This window comes from Blastococcus aggregatus (genome assembly GCF_900221005.1).
Taxonomy (GTDB): Bacteria; Actinomycetota; Actinomycetes; order Mycobacteriales; family Geodermatophilaceae; genus Blastococcus; species Blastococcus aggregatus.
On record NZ_OBQI01000004.1, the window covers coordinates 98,725 to 116,095 of the forward strand.

The window sequence follows — 17,371 nt, forward strand, 5'->3', positions numbered from 1 at the left end:
CGCCTCTTCCGCGGCGCCGTCACAGCTGCGGGCGGACGCCCGCCTCGCCGCGGAGGTCCGAGGCAGCGATGGGTGCGTCGCCGTCCACGGCCACCCGCCCGTCCCCATGCCGGCCCACCGGCAGCACCGTCCGCTGCCGGGTTCTCTCGACTTCCAGGGCCAGGGCCGCGTAGAGAGCCACGGCGGCCAGGGCCAGCCCCACCCAGCCGGCCGCCGCCTTCCACCCTGCTGAACCGGTGAGCTCGTGGATCCCGGTGACGGCGAACCGGGTACCCGCCAGCGCCATGACTGCGGCGGGGACGATCTTGCTGCCGAGGGCGGCGGCCGCGGGGACCATCATCGCCACGCCGGCGGTGACGAGGAAGACGCCGAGGCCGTCGCTGACCCCGCCCGGCGGCGAGGTCAGCGTGGTGAACCCGACGACGGCCCACGTACCGGACAGCACCCCCATCCCGGTGGCCGCGACCGGATCCCGGGTGAGGAAGCCCATGACCGAGGCCAGCAACTGCAGGGGAACGGTGGCCGCCAGCGCTGTGAGAGCAGCGATGCGGCCCTCGGCCGGGGCGATCCACTCCAGCTGAACGGCGCTGAACAGCACGGTCGAGACGGCCAGCGCCAGGAAGCCCAGCGGCAGCGGCGTCGCGATCGGCCGGAGGACGACGCGGGTCCCCACGGGTTCGGACATCAGCTCACCAGCGCCTGGGTCGCAGACTCCTTCAGCTTGGCGTTGGCCCACCGCATCTGCCGCAGGGTGTCGGGATGGCAGCGCTCGGCAAGCGCCAGCAGCTCCCGTTTCCGGGCGCCCTGTGCGGCCTGCGCGAGCAGCTCCCAGTCCAACGAGACCCCGGCCGCCTCCCGGTGGACGTGCCGCAGGTCAGCGAGCAGCAGCAGGCCGGGCTCCGGGCGGCGGCCGAACAGATCCGACGTCGCCTGCTGGATCTTCTCCAGGATCCCCGGTTCGCCCTCCGGTTCGGGATCCAGGTCGAGGCCGAAGTCGCCGCCGACGCGGGCCAGCTCGGTCACGTGCCGCTGCGACCAGCCGGCGATGTCGCGGGCGACGTAGAACACCTCGTGGTCGGCCTTGTGCCGGTCCGAGACGGCCAGCAGCACGCGAGCGAGGTGGTTCTCCGAGCGGTGCAGTTCCTCGATGGCCAGGCCCAGCTTCACCGGGCACCTCCCTGGGCGAGCACCTCGACGGCCTCGGCAGCAGTTCCGCCCCGGGTCGGGGGCACATCGGCGGACACCGGTCGCGAGCCGGTCGTGGTGGGTGCGGCCGACGGACCGTCGCCGGCGGCGAGCCGGGTCACCGCGGCCGCCGCCGTCTTGAAGATGGGCTGCTTGGAGCAGGGGTCCCAGTCGGTGAGCGTCAGTTCGTTGGCGGCCCGGCCATGGCCGTCCGGCCGGTCCCCACCGGGCTGGTCCCAGTAGCCGTAGTGGAACGGCAGGAAGGCGACACCGGGGCGGATCCCGCTGATCCGCAGGCGCGCCTCGACCCGGCCACGGGGTGTGCGGATCTCCAGCAGGTCACCTTCGGCCCACCCCCGGTCGCCGGCGTCGGAGGCGGCCATCTCCACCCACACCTCCGGCGCCGCCGCCTGCAGCTGCGGCGCCCGGGCGGTCTTGGTCCGGGTGTGGAAGTGGTACAGCGTCCGGCCGGTGATCAGCTGGAACGGGAACTCCTCGCTGACCAGCTCGTGCGGCGGCAGGTACCCGGCCGCCTTGAGCACTGCCCGGCCGCTCGGGTTGAGCGCCCGGTACTCGGTCCCGTCCAGAGGGGCGCCGGTGACCAGGTCCCGGCCGTAGCTCTCGCAGTAGGACGGTTCTGCCCAGAACTGGCCGTCGACGTAGATGTGCTCGGTGCCGTCGGGATGCTCCTCGGTGACCGGCCACTGGATGCCACTGCCGCCCCGCAGCTTGTCGTAGGACAGGCCGCTGTAGTCGCAGGGCCGGCCCTTCGAGCACTCCTTCCACCCCTCGAATGCACCTTCGGGGTCCGACCACTTCACCAGCGGTTCGCCGTCCTTGTCCCGCAGGTCCAGCCGGTGGGCGAAGTCGATCAGGATGTCCAGGTCCGGACGGGCTTCTCCCGGCGGGTCGACGGCCTTCTCCGACAGGTGCACCGTGCGGTCGACGTTGGTGAAGGTGCCGGTCTTCTCCCCCCACGTAGCCGCGGGCAGGACGACGTCGGCCAGTTGGGCGGTCTCGGACAGGAAGATGTCCTGGACGACGAGGAACAGCCGGTCCTGCGCGAGGATCGAGCGGATCCGCGCGAGCTCTGGCAGGGACACGGCCGGATTGGTGGCCGTGACGTAGAGGAAGCGGATCGATCCTTCCTCCGCGTACCGGAACATCTGCATCGCATGGGTCGGCGGGGAGTAGTGCGGGATGTCCATGGGGTCGACGTTCCAGACCCGGGCCAGGTCCTTGATGTGGCTGTCGTTCGACCAGTTCCGGAAAGCGGGCAGATCGCCGTCGGCCCCCGCCTCGCGGGTGTTCTGCGCCGTCGGCTGGCCGTTCATCTGCAGGATGCCGCAGCCGGGCCGGCCCAGCATGCCGCGCACGACGTTGATGTTGTTGACCTGCACGGCGGCCGCGGTGGCCTGGTGGGACTGGTAGAAGCCCTGCAGAACCGTGGACAGCAGCCGCCGGGCGTGTCCGATGATGCGTGCGGCCTTCCGGATGTCCTCGACGGGGACGTCGCAGACCTCCGCCGCGACCTCGGGCGGGTAGTCCTCCACCCGCTTCGCCAGCTCGTCGAAGCCCACCGTGTGCGCGTCCACGTAGTCGCGATCGACCCAGCCGTTGCCGATGATCTCGTGCAGCAGCGCGTTCATCAGCATGACGTTGGTGCCGGGCCGAGGGGCCAGATGCACCGTCGCGGCCCGGGCCACCGGCGTCTCCCGGGGGTCGACACAGACGACCTGCGGCGGGTTGGGCCCCGCGAGCCGGTCGAGGATGCGCGTCCAGAGCACCGTCTGCGTCTCGGCCATGTTGTGCCCGTAGAGGGCGATGACGTCGGCATGGTCGATGTCGGTGTAGGAGCCGGGCTGACCGTCGCAGGCGAACGTCTCCTTCAGGGCCGCGGCCGCGGTAGCGGTGCACAGCCGGGTGTTGCCGTCGACGTGGTTGGTGCCGATCCCGCCGTGGGCGATCAGTCCGAGCGTGTAGTACTCCTCGAGGAACAGCTGCCCCGTCGTGTAGAAGGCGATCGAGCTGGGCCCCTGCTCGTCGAGCAGCTCCCGGCACCGGCCGGCGACGGCGTCCATCGCGGTGTCCCAGTCGGTCTCCACCAGTTCGCCGTCCCGGCGGATGAGCGGCTTCGTCAGCCGGTCGGGCGAGTTGTTGGCCTGCCAGCCGTAGAGGTCCTTGGGTCCGAGCCGGCCGTGGTTCACGCGGTCGACCGCCCGCCCGCGGACACCGACGATTCGGTCGTCCTTCACGGCGATGTCCAGGCCGTCGCCGTTGCTGTGCAGGATCGTCGCCGACTGCGCCCAGCGGTCCACGTCGTCCTCGGTCAGCCCATCCGCCAGGTACGAGTCCACTCGCACCGGCCAGGTCTCGCCTGGCCCGTAGGGGGTTCGCGACCCCCAAGGCTCAGCGATGCGATCGATCCGGGGCATGGGTCCTCCTCCGCTTCCGTGACGCCGTCTCGTCGACGCTGGTCGCCCATACCCAGCCGGTACAGGAGGACCGACTGGACATGTGACAGTCCTGTGACATCCCGCCGGTCATCCGCCCTCTGGCGGTAGGCCATGGCTCGTCAGCGGTATTGACCCGCTGTCCTTTCCCCGGCCAAGGAGGAACCGTGACCGTTGTCGACCAGATGCTCGAGACCTATCCGGAGGACCTTGGGGACGTCGACCGCGACAAGCTGCGGGCCTGCATCGAGGCCTGCATCGAGTGCGCCCAGGCGTGCACCGCCTGCGCCGACGCCTGCCTGTCCGAGGACTCCGTCACCGAGCTCACCACGTGCATCCGCACCAACGTCGACTGCGCCGATGTCTGCGACGCCACCGGACGGGTGCTCTCCCGCCACACCGGCTACGACGCACACCTCACTCGCGCGCTGCTCGAGGCCTGTGCCGCAGCCTGCAAGGCATGCGGCGACGAGTGCGGGGGACACGCGTCGATGCACGAGCACTGCCGCCTCTGCGCCGAGGCGTGCCGGCGCTGCGAGCAGGCGTGCCGCGACCTCATCAGCTCGCTCGGCTGACCGAATCCCCGAGCCGACCAGCGATCAGCCCGGCGCACCAACACCCCGCGCGCGCCAGGACATCGGCGGCGCAGGACCACCAGCAGGCCGCCCGCGGAGGCCGGCGGCGAGAGAACGGAGCATGACCCATGGCAGCAAAGAGCAGCAACGAGGACCGCCGGCGTGGGCACCGCGGTGAGGAGTCCGGTCACCACGACGACTCCAGCCACGGCGCGATGCAGAAGAAGATGTACCTGCGCTTCGCGGCCATGATCACCACGTCCATGGTGGTCATGTACTGGACCATGTTCGCCGGCACCTGGGAGTGGAGCCACGTCCGGTTCAGCGAGAGCCGCGTCTTCATGGCACTCACCATGGGCGGCACCATGGGGCTGATCATGCTCGCCTGGATGCTCAACATGTACAAGAACATGAAGGGCAACATCGCGATCGTGGCCGTGAGCCTGCTGCTGCTGGGCGGGGGCATCGCCCTGGACCGCAGCCAGGCCACGGTCGACGACCGGAACTGGATGAGCGCCATGATCCCGCACCACTCGCTGGCCATCACCCGCTCGGAGCGCGCCGACATCGACGACGTCCGCGTGTGTCAGCTGGCCGTCGAGATCATCCGGGCCCAGGAGCGCGAGATCGCCGAGATGGAGTGGCTGATCCAGGACATCGAGGAGAACGGGGAGGCCGAGACCGTCGAGGACGCCCAGGCCCGGCCCGTGCCGGAGTTCGAGGGCTCGGCGCTGCGCGACTGCCCGAACGGCTGATCAGCGCAGGGGCCGCGCGCCCGGCGTACCGATGGCCGTGTCCGGTATCGCGGAACAAGCGGGTCGCAGGCAGCGCACTCCACGAGACACGATCCGACGTCACGCAACTGCAAAGGCGTTGCGGCCTTCGCGGCGCCGCCGCCGGGTACGTGGTCTCCGGTGCGGATGGAAGGAACGTGCCCGGGGGTCTGGCGGAGGAGTGTGGCCCGATGCCGGCGGTTTCTGGCGGTCTACGTCGCCGAGGTCAATCGCGACCGGCTGCTCGGGCTGGCGGCGGAAGCCGCCTTCTTCGCGGTGCTCAGTCTCTTCCCGAGTGTGCTCGTTGCGGCGAGCATCCTCGGCCTCCTGGACGTCCTCGTCGGCGCTGACGTGGCGGGGCGGGTGCAGGAGGACGTCGTCTCCGCCCTCGACGCGGTCTTCACCGATTCGGCGTCTGGCGCCGTGCAGTCCGTCGAGAGCCTGTTCGACCGAGCCGGCGGCGAGTTGTTCACCGTCGCCGTGGCGGGCGCCCTGGTGACCATCTCCGGCGCCTTCGCCGTCGTCATCAACGCGCTGAACATCGCCTACGACACCGTCGAGCGGCGCACCTGGATCCGCCGGCGGCTCCTCGGCCTCGGGATGGGCGTCGCCACGACGGTGGTCGCTGCGCTGGCACTCACCGTGCTGGTGGTCGGGCCATTCCTCGGCCGGGGACCGGCCTTGGCGGACGCGGTGGGGCTCGGGGCCGCCTTCGCGTTCACCTGGGACGTCCTGCGGTACCCGCTGCTCATAGGCGGTCTCGTCGTGTGGGCGGCCACCCTGTTTCACTACGCCCCCAACCGTCGCACTCCCTGGCGCGAGGCCTTGCCGGGTGGGCTGCTGACCACGGCTCTCTGGTTGCTGGCCACGGCCGGCTTTCACTTCTATCTGCGGATCGCGGCGGCGGGGAACCCCGTCTTGGGCGCCTTCGGTGGGGGCGTGATCGTCATGATGTGGACCTACCTCCTCAGTCTCGCCCTCATGCTGGGCGGTGAGCTCAATGCGACGCTCCACCCGCGACACGCCCCCGACCGTCGTTCACGCCCGACACAGGAGCACGTGCAGGCGTAGCAGGGGCCGCTGCGCCGCCCGACTGCCGCGGGCCGCTGGTGGGACCTTCACGTCCTGTGCACGGCCATGAGGACTGTGTGCCCCGCGTTCCGCTCTCGTCGACACCGTCTGCGGCGCCAGGTCTGGGGGTCGGAGCAGGGGGCGAATCGGATCTGCGGCATGGACCGTGACCGCCCGCCGCAGGCGGCGTACGGGGAGCGCTGGTCATGGGGTGGCGCTCACGTCCAGCGCCTGACCCGGGCTCGGCGGGTGAGTGCGACCGTGAGCACAGGCAGTGCGACGGTCGCCGAGGCGCCGGAGAAGGCACCGATCTGCTCGGTGGGCGTCCCGCCAGCACCGAGCAGGGCTCCGCCGACCGCTGCCAGGGCGACCGAGGCGGCCAGCAAGCCGAACCCGGCGATCGCGTGCCGCACCCCCACTTCCTCGGTCGCGCCGGCCCGTTGCCCGAGGGTCACCACAGCACCGGCCGTTGCCAGCCCCGTTGCGCCCACCAGCAGGACGAGGACCGGCCACGTCATGGCTGCCGCCTCATCTCTCGGTTTCCGTGTGTCGTCGAGCGGGCTGGGCCGCCCACGGCGAGGCCGGCCGCCTCGGTTGTGTCGCGGCTCGTGATCTCCATGTCCACCTCTCCCCTGCCTGCCCGGGACGACGGGCGCGACGGCTCTGTCCGTACCCGGAGACGCCCACCGTGCCCGGCTCAGCCCGAGTCGTCACCGGACTGTCATGGCCGGCAGGGACGCTCCGTGGCGCCGCTGCCCGAAGCTCGCCGCAGCGCAGCGCAGCGCGCAGCGCGGGATCGTCGCCAGCCACTCGTGGACGGTGCGATCTCGTGACGTCGGACCGGACACCCGTCTGCAGTCCGACGTGCAGCCGGTGACGTAGCGGCCCCAGCCCGCTCGAACGGGGCCGGGTGCCCGCATGCCGTGAGCACTACGCCCAGAGGGGGCGACGGAGATTCGCCCCCGTCGTCCCGGTGTCACGGGTGCCGCCGCCGCGCTGATCGCGTTTCTCGCCACCCCCGACTGGACCGCCCTGGAGGTGCAGCACCCGGGACAGGCCCGTCCGGCGGACCATGTCGCGCGTCCGCCGATCCGCGCCGCGCAGCACCACGGCTCCCCCGCGGGCGCGACAGACGCGGTGCGCGGACAGGAACGTGGCCAGCGCGGGGCTGCCGACGGAATGCACCCTGCTCAGGTCCACCACGATCCACCGGGCTCCCGCGAGCACGGCGTCGCGCATCAGCCAGCGGGCATCCGCCAGGCCGTCCGCCAGCACGGCCTCGTCGAGCCGGACGACGACCTCGTCTTCCGGATTCTGCGAAGTCCGCATAGCGGCTGGAGCGCTGGCCATGGTTCCCTCCCCGGTTCGCGGCCGTTCGGCCAGTGGTGTCGGCCCCCACGCTGGCGCGACGACATTGCGATCGCCGGAACCGAACCCCTGCGATCGCATGACGGTGCCCCGGGGCGCGTTCCCGGCGCAGCGCGATCCGCTGAACGCACATGCCAGGCCCCGGTTCGCAGTCCCGAGACGACGGCTCGCGTCGCGGGCCCAGGGCAGTCGGCCGATGCCAGCCTGGTGACATGGACACCGCACCGACTGGCCGTTACGAGCGCAGCCCTGCCCTGACCGAGGTGGTCGACCCTCTCCGCGGCGCCGTCCGTGTCAGTGGGCACCTCACCGTCCAGGGCGCCGACCTGCTGCGCGGCACCGTCGAGTGCCTGCGCCGCAGTGGCCACGACCGCGTGCTCCTCGACCTCGGCGACGTGCGCAGCGCCGAGTCCGCCGGCTTGCACGACCTGCGCGATCTGGAGCAGTCGATGGCTGACGAGGGGGGCGAGTTGTTGCTCCTGGCCACTCCTGTGCCCTGACCTGAGCTCGCGCGGAGGAAAGGCCCAGGGGTGGGTGGTCTCCGGCTCCGCGACCGGCGAGCGCATGCAGGCGCGTTGCGGTTGCGTGACGAGACGCCGGCCGACGATCCCCCGGGAGCCGAACGGGTACCCGAAAAGGCATCAGCGATCGAGAGGAGAAACGCCATGTCCTCCGAGATCACCGGCACCCTCCACGAACTCGGTGACACCGATCAGACCGTGGCAGATCCGGACGACGACGTCCGTGGCCGTGTCGTGGTGGACAGGGACGACCAGGAGGTCGGTCGCGTCGACGGCCTCCTGATCGACGACGGTCGGCGTGTCCGGTTCCTGCGCGTGGCCGAGGGGGGCCTTCTCGGCTTCCTGGCCACCCACTACCTGGTTCCGGTGGAGGCCGTCGTCGCCGTCGACCCCGACTGCGTGCGGATCGACACGCAGCGCAGCGGCATGACCGATGTTCCCGGCTACGACCCGGAGCTGGCCACCCTGCCGACCTACTACGGCACCGTCTACGGCTGGTGGGGCGTCCCGCCCTACTGGGGCGTGTACCCCCGCTGAGGAGGATCGGACCCTCTTCGACGCCGACGGTCGGCGCCGGTCCTCCGCCGGCCGTCAACCACGAGTCGGCTGACGGCCGCGGGGGACGTGGTGTTCGGATCGCGATCCACCCATCCGGGCGTGCAGGCGGCCTGGCAGTACCTGAGCGCCAGTGCTCGCGTCGCCGCGATCTACCCGTGGAACATGCCCGGCGATCCGGTGCGGGTGCAGCCCAGCCGCGCGAGGCAGCCGGCCGTCAAGAAGGACTGAGCGGTCACCGCGCGCGGGCGCGCTCCTCGCGCAGCGCCTGGAAGACCCGCTTGCGCAGCACGTCCTCGTCGCGCTCGTGGATGCCGGCGAAGCTCAGGGACACCAGCCAGCGCGCACCCGAGGTCCGGTGCCAGACGACCCGGCCGCGCAGGCGGACGACGTCGTCCTCGACCGTGATGCTCACGTCCAGGGCCGTGCCGGGCTGCGGCGGGAGGCCCCAGCCGTCGACCAGGACGAGCGCCCCCGACTCGCTCAGGTCGACGGTCTCACCGACCAGCTGACCGTCGGACCAGGGCAGGTGGACCGGCAGGGCCACCCGGCCGCGCACCGCCTTGCGCCGCCGGCTCTCCTGGGCCGGGCCGGTGGCCGCCAGGTGCCAGCGCGGCTCGTTTCCCGCCTCGACCTGGACGATCCGGGCCGGCATCGTGCGCTCGCCGTCCCGGCTGCGCCAGTACAGCTCCACGTCGTCGCCCGGCGTCACCGCGGTCTTCCAGCCGGCCCCCACGCCGACGGGCCGCACGACGATGCCGAACTCCGTGGAGACCTCGACGCCGGCGTCGACGGTGACGCCGCGGCCCACCAGCGTGACGTCGGCGCGGGTGTCCTCCGGTGGCCGGGCTGCCGCCGGATCGGGGATGTCGTTGCCGTCGGACACGGGTTACAGGCGCTGCGCGATGGAGTTCACGACGGCGCGCAGGGCGACGGCGGACTCGGCGAGCCGGTCGGCGAGGAGCAGGTCCAGATCGGCGTCGTGCAGGTCGTCGACGCAGGACAGCGGGACGAGGCCCTCCGCGACGGAGGGGTGGGCGGGCGGGGCGACGAGCGGGGGCATGGCGGGCTCTTCCGGACGGGGTGGCGTGCCGGTTCGCCGGCAGATCCGACCCTCCGCGCCGCACCGCAGGCGACGGGGCAGGGATCCGCAGGAAAGGCGCAAGACCGGCCGACGGCGCCGATCCGTCCCCCCTCGGGGTGAGGAGCGGCCCCGAACCCGGCTGCCCCGCACGAGTTCGGGCAAGGCTGGTCGAAGCCAGGACGTCGGACCCATCGGACCGGCGCGCGACCAGCGGAGGGGGGCGGGATGAAGCACGCACTCGTGGCGTACGGCGTCGTCCTCGTCGTGCTCCTCATGCTCGCCCGTCAGTACGAGGCGGCCGGCTGGACCGGCGTCGACGCGCTCGACGTCGCCACCGCCCTGGTGAACGCCCTGCTGGTCGTCGCCGTGGCCGCCGGTCTGCTGCTCGCGGGGCGGCTCTCGCTGGCCGCCTGGGCCCGCTCGATGCAGCGGTGGCACCGCGCCCGGTCCGCCGCCGCGGGCCGCGTCGTGCCGGACGCCCAGATCGTCGGCGTCACCTCCTGGCGCGCCGGTGCCCACCCCTCCCCCGCGCCGCCCGCGCTCCCCGCGCCTCCCGGCCCCGTGCCCGGCCCCGCACCCGACCCTGCACGGCCCGGCCGCGCGCCGCTGCCGGCACAGACCTCGCCGGCGGGCTTCACCTACGTCGGCCCCTCCTACGCCCACGAGGCGCCGGCGGCTCCGCCGTTCCCCGAGCGCCGCGGCCACCGGATCTGATCCTCGCGGTGTCGCATCCCTGGTCGCATCGGCCGATCAGCCGCTAGGCTTTCTCCGTCGGGAAGGCCCTGCGCTATGGCAGGACCCCGATGCACCACCTCAGCAAGGAGCGAGCAATGCCCGAAGGAACTGTCAAGTGGTTCAACGCCGAGAAGGGGTTCGGCTTCGCCACCCCCGACGGCGGCGGACCTGATGTGTTCGTCCACTACTCCGCCATCCAGTCCAGCGGGTACCGCTCGCTCGATGAAGGCCAGCGGATCGCGTTCGACATCGAGCAGGGCCAGAAGGGCCCGCAGGCTGCGAACGTCACCCCGCTCTGATCTCCTGATCAGCACGCAGCGCCCCCGCCCGGTTCGTCCGGGCGGGGGCGCTGTCGTTCCTGCTGTCGTTCCTAGGAGGTGCGGGGCACGTACCCGCCGACGAGCGCCTGCATGAGCAGCGCCCCGGCCTCCGGCCCGACGGCGGTCGCGGCGTCGGCGAACGCGCGCCAGCGCTGCCGCTCGACCTCGGTCGGGGCGTTCTCCGCCCGCGCGACCAGCTGTTCGAGCAACCGGTCCCACTCCCCCTGCGGGGTCGGCCACAGCCCGGCCAGCCGCCGCGCCTCCGCCGAGATCGCGGTGACCCGCACGATGTCGCCGGCGTGGTTGGTCAGCGGCTCGATGTAGCCGGCCGACGCCAGCGCCTTCGCGGCCACGGTCACCTCGGCCTTGGGCAGGCCGCTGGCCGGCACCACCGCGCCCAGCAGGTAGGGCGAACCGCCGTGATCGGGGGTGTCCACGAGCCGGGCGATGGCCCGCAGCACGGGCAGGTCGCGGGTGAACCAGGTGTCGGGCAACGGGGAGGTCACCGGGCCATCCTCCCCGCCCCGCCGCACGAGGCGGCGCCCCGCCCCGGGGACAGGGGGGCGGAGCGCCGGCCGAGGAGCCCTCGGCGGTCGAGTGGGCTCAGCGGTCGCGGACGCCGGTCAGCCCCGGCCGGACGGCCAGGATCACGCCGAGCACCGTGTAGCCGGCGAGCAGGTGGGCCGCACCGACGAAGGAGCCGACCTCGGCGGCGGCGAGCGCGGAGACCGGCAGCATGACCAGCACCCAGGTCTCCGCGACGGCCGGCCACGCCCGCGCGGCGCCGCGCCACCGGCCGGCGATCGCGATCCGGATGCCGATCGCCGCCATGCCCAGCATGGACAGCGGCCAGAAGGCGTCCAGCGCCAGGAAGACGGCGTCCTCGGAGAGGTCCGGGGCGACCATCCACTGGATCGAGGACGCGATGGCCAGGGCCAGCATGACGTGCTCGACGTGCAGGAAGCGCCGGGCCAGCCGGCCGGTGCCGGTGGCCCCGGTCCGCTTCTGGACGGCGACCAACGCGACGAGGCCGAGCTGGAACAGCAGCGAGCTGGCCTTGTAGTACAGCGGGTACTCGCCGTCGACCGGGTCGATGTCGTAGGTGAGCACGGTGCCGATCGCCCAGGCGGCCGCGCCGGTCGCCATCGCCAGCCCGCCGAGCCGGACGAAGCGGGTGGGGTCGGACGTCGGCATCGACGCGTGCGGCGCGGCGGTGTCGGTGCGGGCGGGTGCCGGGCTGGCGCTGACGGTCATCGGTCCTCCGGATCAGGGCGCGACGCCCCGGTGGCATCGCCAGGGACGACCGTGGCGGGAGCGCGTCCCGGGCGCCCAGGGGCGGCGCACCCGATCCCGCCCGGCCGGTGTCCCGTCCGGATCGGGACGCCGCGTCCCTGTCCACCGGGACGTCCGGCCCGACAGAATCCGCGCGTGCAGGTCCGGGAGCCCGTCGACGCGGTCGCGCCCGCGGTGCCCCTCCCGCGGTGGGACCGGGTGGCGCCCGCGGTCGGCTGGCTCGGGGCGGCCGCCACGCTCGCCGCCGTCGCCGGCACCGCCGTCCTGGACGCCGCCACACCGGAGGCGGCCCGGACGGCCACCGAATCGGGGCTGGGCTGGGAGATCGGGCTCTCCGGCCTCCTGCTCGCCGTCCCCGGTGCGCTGCTGCTCGGCCGGGCCCCGCGCAACGCCGTCTCCTGGGTCGTCGCCGGCACCGGCCTGTTCTGGGCGCTCGACGGGCTGGCGTCGTCCTGGCTGCTCTACGCGCTGGAGAGCGACCCGCCGCTGCCAGGCGCCTCGTTCGCGTTCTGGTTCGTGCAGCGCTTCGGCGCGTGGCTGCTGCTCGGCCTGCCGCTGCTGCTCCTGCTCTACCCCGACGGCCGGCTCCCGGCCGGACGCTGGCGCACCGTCTCCCTGGTCGCGCTCGGCTGCACCGCCCTCCTTCCGGTGCTGGTGCTGATCACACCGGCGGCGATCCTCGACCGGCGCGCGGAGCAGCCGCTCCCCGACGCCTTCCAGGGGCTCCGGCTCGACCCGACCAGCCTCCCGCTGCCCGAGAGCGTGGCCCTGCCGCTGCTCGACCTCGCCTGGCCGCTGGGGGCGGTCGGCATCCTGCTGCCGCTCGCGGTCGTCGTGCACCGGCTGCGGGCGGCGACGGGGGACGACCGGCGGCGGATGCGCTGGCTGCTCTGGGCGGGCGTCGTCGACGCGCTGGTCATGCTCGGCGCGTTGCTCTTCCCCTCCACCACCGTCAGCTACGACCTGGCCCTGGCGATCGGCCTGACCGGGCTCGCGGTCACCGTCGGCATCCTGCGGCCGCGGGCCGTCGACATCGACCGGCTGCTCGGCGGCACGCTGGTCTACGGCGGCCTCGCGGTCGGTGTCGTCGTCCTGGACCTGCTCGTCCTCGGGACCGCCGGGGTGCTCCTCGACGACCGTTTCGACGAACGGAACGCCCTGCTCGTCACGCTGCTGGTGGTCGCGGTCGGCTACGTGCCGCTGCGGGCGGCGCTCTGGCGCATCGTCCGCCGCTGGGTGCTGGGCGAGCGCGCGGACCCCTACCGCGTGGTGTCCGGCCTGGCGGAGCGGCTGGAGCGCAGCGACGACGCCGACCAGCAGCTCATGGCCGTCGCGGCGGCGGTGGCCGAGGCCTTCCGGTCGCCCTACGTCGGCGTCGAGGTCGCCTCCGTCGGCGGTGGCCGGCTGCTGGCCGAGCACGGGGACCGGCCGGCCGCGGTGCAGTCGCTGCCCATCGCCTACCGGGGCGAGGAGATCGGCCGGCTGCTCCTGCCCGAGCGGGGCGTGCGCGCGCAGCTGCTCACCCGGGACGAGCGGCTGCTCGCCGACGTCGTCCGGCAGGCCGCCGCGGCCGCGCGGGCCAGCTCGCTGGCCGCCGAGCTGCAGGCCAGCCGCGAGCAGCTCGTCGCCGCGCGGGAGGAGGAGCGCCGCCGGCTGCGCCGCGACCTGCACGACGGCCTGGGGCCCAGCCTCGGCGCGGTGGTGCTGCGCATCGACACCGCCCGCAACCTCGCCGCCGCCGGCCGCGCCGAGGAGTCCGACCAGGTGCTGCGGCAGGCCCGGGACGACGTCGCGGCCGCGCTCGCCGACGTCCGCCGGCTGGTGCACGACCTCCGCCCGCCCGCGCTCGACGACCTCGGCCTGACCGGCGCCGTCCGCCAGCAGGCCGAACGCGTGCTGCCGCCCGCGGTGGTCGCGACGGTCACCGCGGCCGACGACGGCGAGCTGCCCGCGGCGGTCGAGGTCGCCGCCTACCGGATCGCGTCGGAGGCGCTGGCCAACGTGGCCCGGCACGCGAGAGCGTCCCGGGTGGACGTCACGCTCGAGCGCGAGCACGGCGCCCTGGTGGTCACCGTCGCCGACGACGGCACCGGCATCCCGCCGGACGCCGCGGCCGGGGTCGGGCTGGTGTCGCTGCGCGAGCGGGCCGCGGAGCTGGGCGGGTCGTGCACGGTCGAGTGCCCCGCCGGTGGCGGGACGGTGGTGCGTGCGGTGCTGCCCGTGGGAGGAGCTTCAGATGGCTGAACCGGACGAAGGGCCGCTGCGGGTGCTGGTCGTCGACGACCACCCGGTCTACCGCGACGGGCTGGCGATGCTGCTCGGCTCGGTGCCGGGCCTGGTCGTCGTCGGCACCGCCGCCGACGGCGCCGAGGCAGTGCGCTGCGCCCGCGAGGAGCAGCCCGACGTCGTCGTCATGGACGTGCAGATGCCGGGGATGGACGGCATCGCGGCCACCCGGGCCATCACCTCGGAGTCGCCGTCGGTCGGCGTGGTGGTGCTGACGATGAGCGAGGACGACGGCACCGTCTTCTCCGCCGTCCGGGCCGGGGCGCGCGGCTACCTGCTCAAGGGCGCCGACCAGGAGGAGGTCGTGCGGGCGATCACCACGGTCGCCGGCGGCGGGGCGGTGTTCGGCGCGGCCCTCGCCCGCCGGATCGCGGAGTTCTTCACCGCCGGGCCGACCGGCCCGGAGACGGTGTTCCCCCAGCTCACCGCGCGGGAGCGGGAGGTGCTGGACCTCGTCGCGGCCGGGCGGTCCAACGCGCAGATCGCCGCCGCGCTGTACCTGTCGCCCAAGACAGTGCGGAACAACGTCTCCAACGTGCTGGCCAAGCTGCACGTCACCGACCGGGCGCAGGCGATCGTCCGCGCCCGGGACGCCGGCCTGGGTCGCTGAGCCGCGGGAATGGCCGTCCGGCGGCGTCCGTTCGTCTGGACATGACGACCTCCTCCCAGCAGCCCCAGGTGCAGAAGACCGACGAGGAGTGGCGCGCGCAGCTGTCGCCGGAGGAGTACGCGGTGCTCCGCCAGGCCGGCACCGAGCGCGCCTGGACCGGTGAGTACGTCGACACCAAGACCGTCGGCGTCTACGGGTGCCGGGCCTGCGGCGCCGAGCTGTTCACGTCCGAGACCAAGTTCGACTCGCACTGCGGCTGGCCGTCGTTCTACGAGGCGTCGGCCGACGACAACGTGATCCTCCGCGAGGACCGCAGCTACGGGATGGTCCGCACCGAGGTGCTGTGCAAGAGCTGCCACAGCCACCTCGGGCACCTCTTCGACGACGCCCCCCAGACGCCCACCGGCGACCGCTACTGCATCAACAGCGTGAGCATCAAGCTGCACGAGGCGTGATCCCGGATCCGGCGCGGGGGCCGGAGGCCTCCCGCCGGAGACGGGAAGACACGCTCGTCGCAGCCGGGGGACGGCCACTGGCCGCGGTGTCGTCCGGAGGACGACAGTGTCATGCCAGGTCGTGCACGATCTCGGCGATCGACTTGCGGACGCCGGTGTAGAACGGGATCTCCTCGCGCACGTGCCGGCGGGCGCGGCTGGCGCGCAGGTCGCGCATGAGGTCGACGATGCGGTGCAGCTCGTCGGCCTCGAAGGCGAGCATCCACTCGTAGTCGCCGAGGCCGAACGAGGCGACGGTGTTGGCCCGCACGTCCGGGTAGGGCCGCGCCTGCATGCCGTGCTCCTTGAGCATGTCGCGGCGCTCCTCGTCGGGGAGCAGGTACCACTCGTAGGACCGCACGAACGGGTAGACGCAGACGTAGCGGCGCGGCTCCTCGTCGGCGAGGAACGCCGGGATGTGGCTGCGGTTGAACTCCGCCGGGCGGTGCAGCGCCATCTGCGACCAGACCGGGTCCAGGTGCCGGCCGAGCGTCGTGCGGCGGAGGCGGGTGTAGGCCTCCTGCAGCGCGTCCGGCGTCTCGGCGTGCCACCAGACCATGACGTCGGCGTCGGCGCGCAGGCCGGCGACGTCGTAGATCCCGCGGACGACGACGTCCTTGCCGGCGAGCTCGTCGATCAGCGCGGACGCCTCGTCCGCGGCGGCGGTGCGGGCGTCGTCGGCCAGCGGGCGGGCCAACCTGAACACCGACCACATCGTGTAACGGATGCTCGCGTTGAGCTCGTTCGCCCGCTTGCCGATGCTGCGTTCTTCGGTCTGCTCGGTCATGGCCCCATCATCCCCCCGGACGCAGACCCGCCCGCGACCCGGTGTGCGGGTCACGGGCGGGGGCGGTTCACCGAGCCGCGGGCCGGGCGCCGAGCAGGTCTGCGTGCGCCTCGCGGCAGTCGTCGCACGCGGCCAGCCACACGTGGTGGCGGAAGCAGCGGGCGGCGCGGCGGGGTCGAGGGGCGGTCGGGTGGGTCTGGTCGTGCTGGGTGCTCACGTCCGTGCAACACCGGCGGCTGCACCGGGATGCCCGCCTCCCGGTGTCCTCCGCCACGCCGGTACTCAGCGCGGCACGACCACCAGGGCGGGCCGGGAGCGCCCGGGCAGGCAGGCCAGCGCGGCGAGCGCGAGGGCGGCGCCGTCCTCGATCAGCGCCGCGGTCGCCGCCGGCATGCGTCCGACCGCCCATCGCCGCCAGGCGGCACCCGCCACCGAGCTCGCGGCCGCGGCCGCCGCTCCCACCGTCGCGGGCAGCGCACCGTTGGCGCCCGCGCGCGTGGCCAGCCGGGCGCCGCCCTCCGCGCCGCCGAGCACGCGCGTGGGCAGCCCGGCGCCGCGCAGCCGCGACGGCGCGTCCCGCCGCTTGTCGGCGAGGAACTCCGCGGACAGCGCGGCGCCCGTGGCCAGCTTGGCTCCGCGGGTCGCCCGTCCGGGGCCGGTCCCCCGCGGGGCGGTGAGGATCGGGCCGGCGAAGCCGAGGCTGCTGCGGCTGCCGGTGGCCAGCCCGAGCAGCGCCGCGCGCAGCACGACCCCGGCGTCGGCCGGCTGGCGCGGAGTGCGTCGTTCCCGGTCGGTGGGCGCGGCCTCCAGCACCGCCTGCACGGCCATCCCGTAGGCCAGGTGCGGCACGACGTCGGCGGCCCAGTCGGCGGCCGTCCAGGTGCGCGGATCGCTGATGCCCAGGGCGGCGACCGGCAGGTCGGTCGCCGCGGTGGACACGGCTCCGGTCAGCACGGCGCCGACCGGGGCGGGAAAGCGCACGCCGAACGACCGGACGGTGCTGGCCAGCACGCCCACCCCGAGCCCGTTGGCGAGGCCGGCCAGCGCTCCCAGCGCGGTCCGCCGCGACTCCCGGACCGCCCCGAGGCCCGGGACGGACCGGCCGGTGCGCTCGGCGAGGGCGTCGACGACCTGCTCGGGCACGGTGCTCGCCGGGCGGCCCCGCAGCGCCATGTCGAGGTAGGTGACGACGTTCAGTGCCGTGGCGCCGGCCGCACCTGCGGCCAGTCCACGCGGAAAGGTCCCGGTCATGGACCCGACC

The 17,371-nt window shown here is 73.6% G+C and carries 23 protein-coding genes; 11 read left to right on the forward strand and 12 right to left on the reverse strand.

What is annotated here, in order from left to right; genetic code table 11:
- Nucleotides 1-19: 19 nt before the first annotated feature.
- Genes CRP29_RS13780 through CRP29_RS23305 form a run of 3 tightly spaced genes read right to left on the reverse strand, consistent with a single transcriptional unit; the run spans nucleotide 20 to nucleotide 3,620 of the window.
- A complete protein-coding gene (locus tag CRP29_RS13780) occupies nucleotides 20-685 on the reverse strand; it encodes a GPR1/FUN34/YaaH family transporter (RefSeq protein WP_097195655.1) in 666 nt (221 codons plus the stop codon).
- Entirely contained in the window at nucleotides 685-1,167 is a 483-nt protein-coding gene (locus CRP29_RS13785) for a hypothetical protein (protein ID WP_097195656.1), read from the reverse strand. The genes CRP29_RS13780 and CRP29_RS13785 overlap by 1 nt, the downstream gene beginning before the upstream one ends.
- A complete protein-coding gene (locus tag CRP29_RS23305; RefSeq protein ID WP_097195657.1) occupies nucleotides 1,164-3,620 on the reverse strand; it encodes a molybdopterin oxidoreductase family protein in 2,457 nt (818 codons plus the stop codon). The genes CRP29_RS13785 and CRP29_RS23305 overlap by 4 nt, the downstream gene beginning before the upstream one ends.
- A 185-nt stretch (nucleotides 3,621-3,805) precedes the next feature.
- Here CRP29_RS23305 and CRP29_RS13795 point away from each other — a divergent pair, with 185 nt between their 5' ends.
- From CRP29_RS13795 to CRP29_RS13805, 3 genes are all read left to right on the forward strand, one after another.
- On the forward strand, nucleotides 3,806-4,213 hold the full coding sequence (locus tag CRP29_RS13795; RefSeq protein WP_097195658.1) for a four-helix bundle copper-binding protein: 408 nt from the start codon (nucleotides 3,806-3,808) through the stop codon (nucleotides 4,211-4,213).
- 128 nt (nucleotides 4,214-4,341) lie between these two features.
- Complete coding sequence (locus CRP29_RS13800; protein ID WP_245852804.1) at nucleotides 4,342-4,968, forward strand: DUF305 domain-containing protein; 627 nt, start codon at nucleotides 4,342-4,344, stop codon at nucleotides 4,966-4,968.
- Nucleotides 4,969-5,169: 201 nt separating this feature from the next.
- Nucleotides 5,170-6,057, forward strand: a complete 888-nt coding sequence (locus CRP29_RS13805; protein WP_176522971.1) for a YihY/virulence factor BrkB family protein — start codon at nucleotides 5,170-5,172, stop codon at nucleotides 6,055-6,057.
- 218 nt (nucleotides 6,058-6,275) lie between these two features.
- Here CRP29_RS13805 and CRP29_RS13810 read toward each other — a convergent pair whose 3' ends face one another.
- The gene (locus tag CRP29_RS13810) at nucleotides 6,276-6,575 is read right to left on the reverse strand and encodes a hypothetical protein (RefSeq protein ID WP_097195660.1); all 300 of its coding nucleotides are present in this window, start codon (nucleotides 6,573-6,575) and stop codon (nucleotides 6,276-6,278) included.
- 412 nt (nucleotides 6,576-6,987) lie between these two features.
- Entirely contained in the window at nucleotides 6,988-7,407 is a 420-nt protein-coding gene (locus CRP29_RS13815) for an STAS domain-containing protein (protein ID WP_097195661.1), read from the reverse strand.
- Between the two features lie 230 nt (nucleotides 7,408-7,637).
- Here CRP29_RS13815 and CRP29_RS13820 point away from each other — a divergent pair, with 230 nt between their 5' ends.
- The 3 genes from CRP29_RS13820 (at nucleotide 7,638) to CRP29_RS22780 (ending at nucleotide 8,732) form a co-directional block, all read left to right on the forward strand.
- Nucleotides 7,638-7,925, forward strand: coding sequence for an STAS domain-containing protein (locus CRP29_RS13820; protein ID WP_097195662.1), 288 nt, complete (start codon nucleotides 7,638-7,640; stop codon nucleotides 7,923-7,925).
- A gap of 165 nt (nucleotides 7,926-8,090) precedes the next feature.
- Nucleotides 8,091-8,483, forward strand: a complete 393-nt coding sequence (locus CRP29_RS13825; protein WP_097195663.1) for a PRC-barrel domain-containing protein — start codon at nucleotides 8,091-8,093, stop codon at nucleotides 8,481-8,483.
- Between the two features lie 90 nt (nucleotides 8,484-8,573).
- Complete coding sequence (locus tag CRP29_RS22780) at nucleotides 8,574-8,732, forward strand: hypothetical protein (RefSeq protein ID WP_176522972.1); 159 nt, start codon at nucleotides 8,574-8,576, stop codon at nucleotides 8,730-8,732.
- Between the two features lie 4 nt (nucleotides 8,733-8,736).
- Here CRP29_RS22780 and CRP29_RS13830 read toward each other — a convergent pair whose 3' ends face one another.
- On the reverse strand, nucleotides 8,737-9,387 hold the full coding sequence (locus CRP29_RS13830; protein WP_097195664.1) for a PilZ domain-containing protein: 651 nt from the start codon (nucleotides 9,385-9,387) through the stop codon (nucleotides 8,737-8,739).
- A 3-nt stretch (nucleotides 9,388-9,390) separates the two neighbouring features.
- Nucleotides 9,391-9,564, reverse strand: coding sequence for a hypothetical protein (locus CRP29_RS22785; protein ID WP_176522973.1), 174 nt, complete (start codon nucleotides 9,562-9,564; stop codon nucleotides 9,391-9,393).
- A 246-nt stretch (nucleotides 9,565-9,810) separates the two neighbouring features.
- Here CRP29_RS22785 and CRP29_RS13835 point away from each other — a divergent pair, with 246 nt between their 5' ends.
- Complete coding sequence (locus CRP29_RS13835; RefSeq protein ID WP_097195665.1) at nucleotides 9,811-10,299, forward strand: hypothetical protein; 489 nt, start codon at nucleotides 9,811-9,813, stop codon at nucleotides 10,297-10,299.
- Between the two features lie 116 nt (nucleotides 10,300-10,415).
- On the forward strand, nucleotides 10,416-10,619 hold the full coding sequence (locus CRP29_RS13840) for a cold-shock protein (protein WP_014377016.1): 204 nt from the start codon (nucleotides 10,416-10,418) through the stop codon (nucleotides 10,617-10,619).
- A gap of 71 nt (nucleotides 10,620-10,690) precedes the next feature.
- On the opposite strand, the gene CRP29_RS13845 is transcribed toward CRP29_RS13840, so the two are convergent.
- Nucleotides 10,691-11,146: a hypothetical protein gene (locus CRP29_RS13845; protein WP_097195666.1), complete on the reverse strand. Its 456-nt coding sequence runs from the start codon at nucleotides 11,144-11,146 to the stop codon at nucleotides 10,691-10,693.
- A 97-nt stretch (nucleotides 11,147-11,243) separates the two neighbouring features.
- Nucleotides 11,244-11,894: a hypothetical protein gene (locus tag CRP29_RS13850; protein WP_097195667.1), complete on the reverse strand. Its 651-nt coding sequence runs from the start codon at nucleotides 11,892-11,894 to the stop codon at nucleotides 11,244-11,246.
- A gap of 174 nt (nucleotides 11,895-12,068) precedes the next feature.
- Between CRP29_RS13850 and CRP29_RS13855 the strand changes: the two genes are divergently transcribed.
- From CRP29_RS13855 to msrB, 3 genes are read left to right on the forward strand one after another with little or no spacing between them, the layout of a single operon-like run.
- Nucleotides 12,069-14,177 carry a sensor histidine kinase gene (locus CRP29_RS13855; RefSeq protein WP_097195668.1) on the forward strand — a complete coding sequence of 703 codons (2,109 nt, stop codon included), beginning with the start codon at nucleotides 12,069-12,071 and terminating at the stop codon, nucleotides 14,175-14,177.
- A complete protein-coding gene (locus CRP29_RS13860; protein ID WP_097195669.1) occupies nucleotides 14,170-14,829 on the forward strand; it encodes a response regulator transcription factor in 660 nt (219 codons plus the stop codon). Before CRP29_RS13855 ends, CRP29_RS13860 begins: the two co-directional genes overlap by 8 nt.
- Nucleotides 14,830-14,870: 41 nt before the next feature.
- A complete protein-coding gene (gene msrB, locus CRP29_RS13865; protein WP_097195670.1) occupies nucleotides 14,871-15,284 on the forward strand; it encodes a peptide-methionine (R)-S-oxide reductase MsrB in 414 nt (137 codons plus the stop codon).
- 109 nt (nucleotides 15,285-15,393) lie between these two features.
- Here the strand turns inward: msrB and hemQ are convergent, their stop codons facing one another.
- From hemQ to CRP29_RS13875, 3 genes are all read right to left on the reverse strand, one after another.
- Nucleotides 15,394-16,110 carry a hydrogen peroxide-dependent heme synthase gene (gene hemQ / locus CRP29_RS13870; RefSeq protein WP_097195671.1) on the reverse strand — a complete coding sequence of 239 codons (717 nt, stop codon included), beginning with the start codon at nucleotides 16,108-16,110 and terminating at the stop codon, nucleotides 15,394-15,396.
- A gap of 67 nt (nucleotides 16,111-16,177) precedes the next feature.
- Nucleotides 16,178-16,327 carry a hypothetical protein gene (locus CRP29_RS22790; protein ID WP_176522974.1) on the reverse strand — a complete coding sequence of 50 codons (150 nt, stop codon included), beginning with the start codon at nucleotides 16,325-16,327 and terminating at the stop codon, nucleotides 16,178-16,180.
- A 65-nt stretch (nucleotides 16,328-16,392) separates the two neighbouring features.
- The gene (locus CRP29_RS13875; RefSeq protein WP_097195672.1) at nucleotides 16,393-17,361 is read right to left on the reverse strand and encodes a hypothetical protein; all 969 of its coding nucleotides are present in this window, start codon (nucleotides 17,359-17,361) and stop codon (nucleotides 16,393-16,395) included.
- Nucleotides 17,362-17,371: the final 10 nt, after the last annotated feature.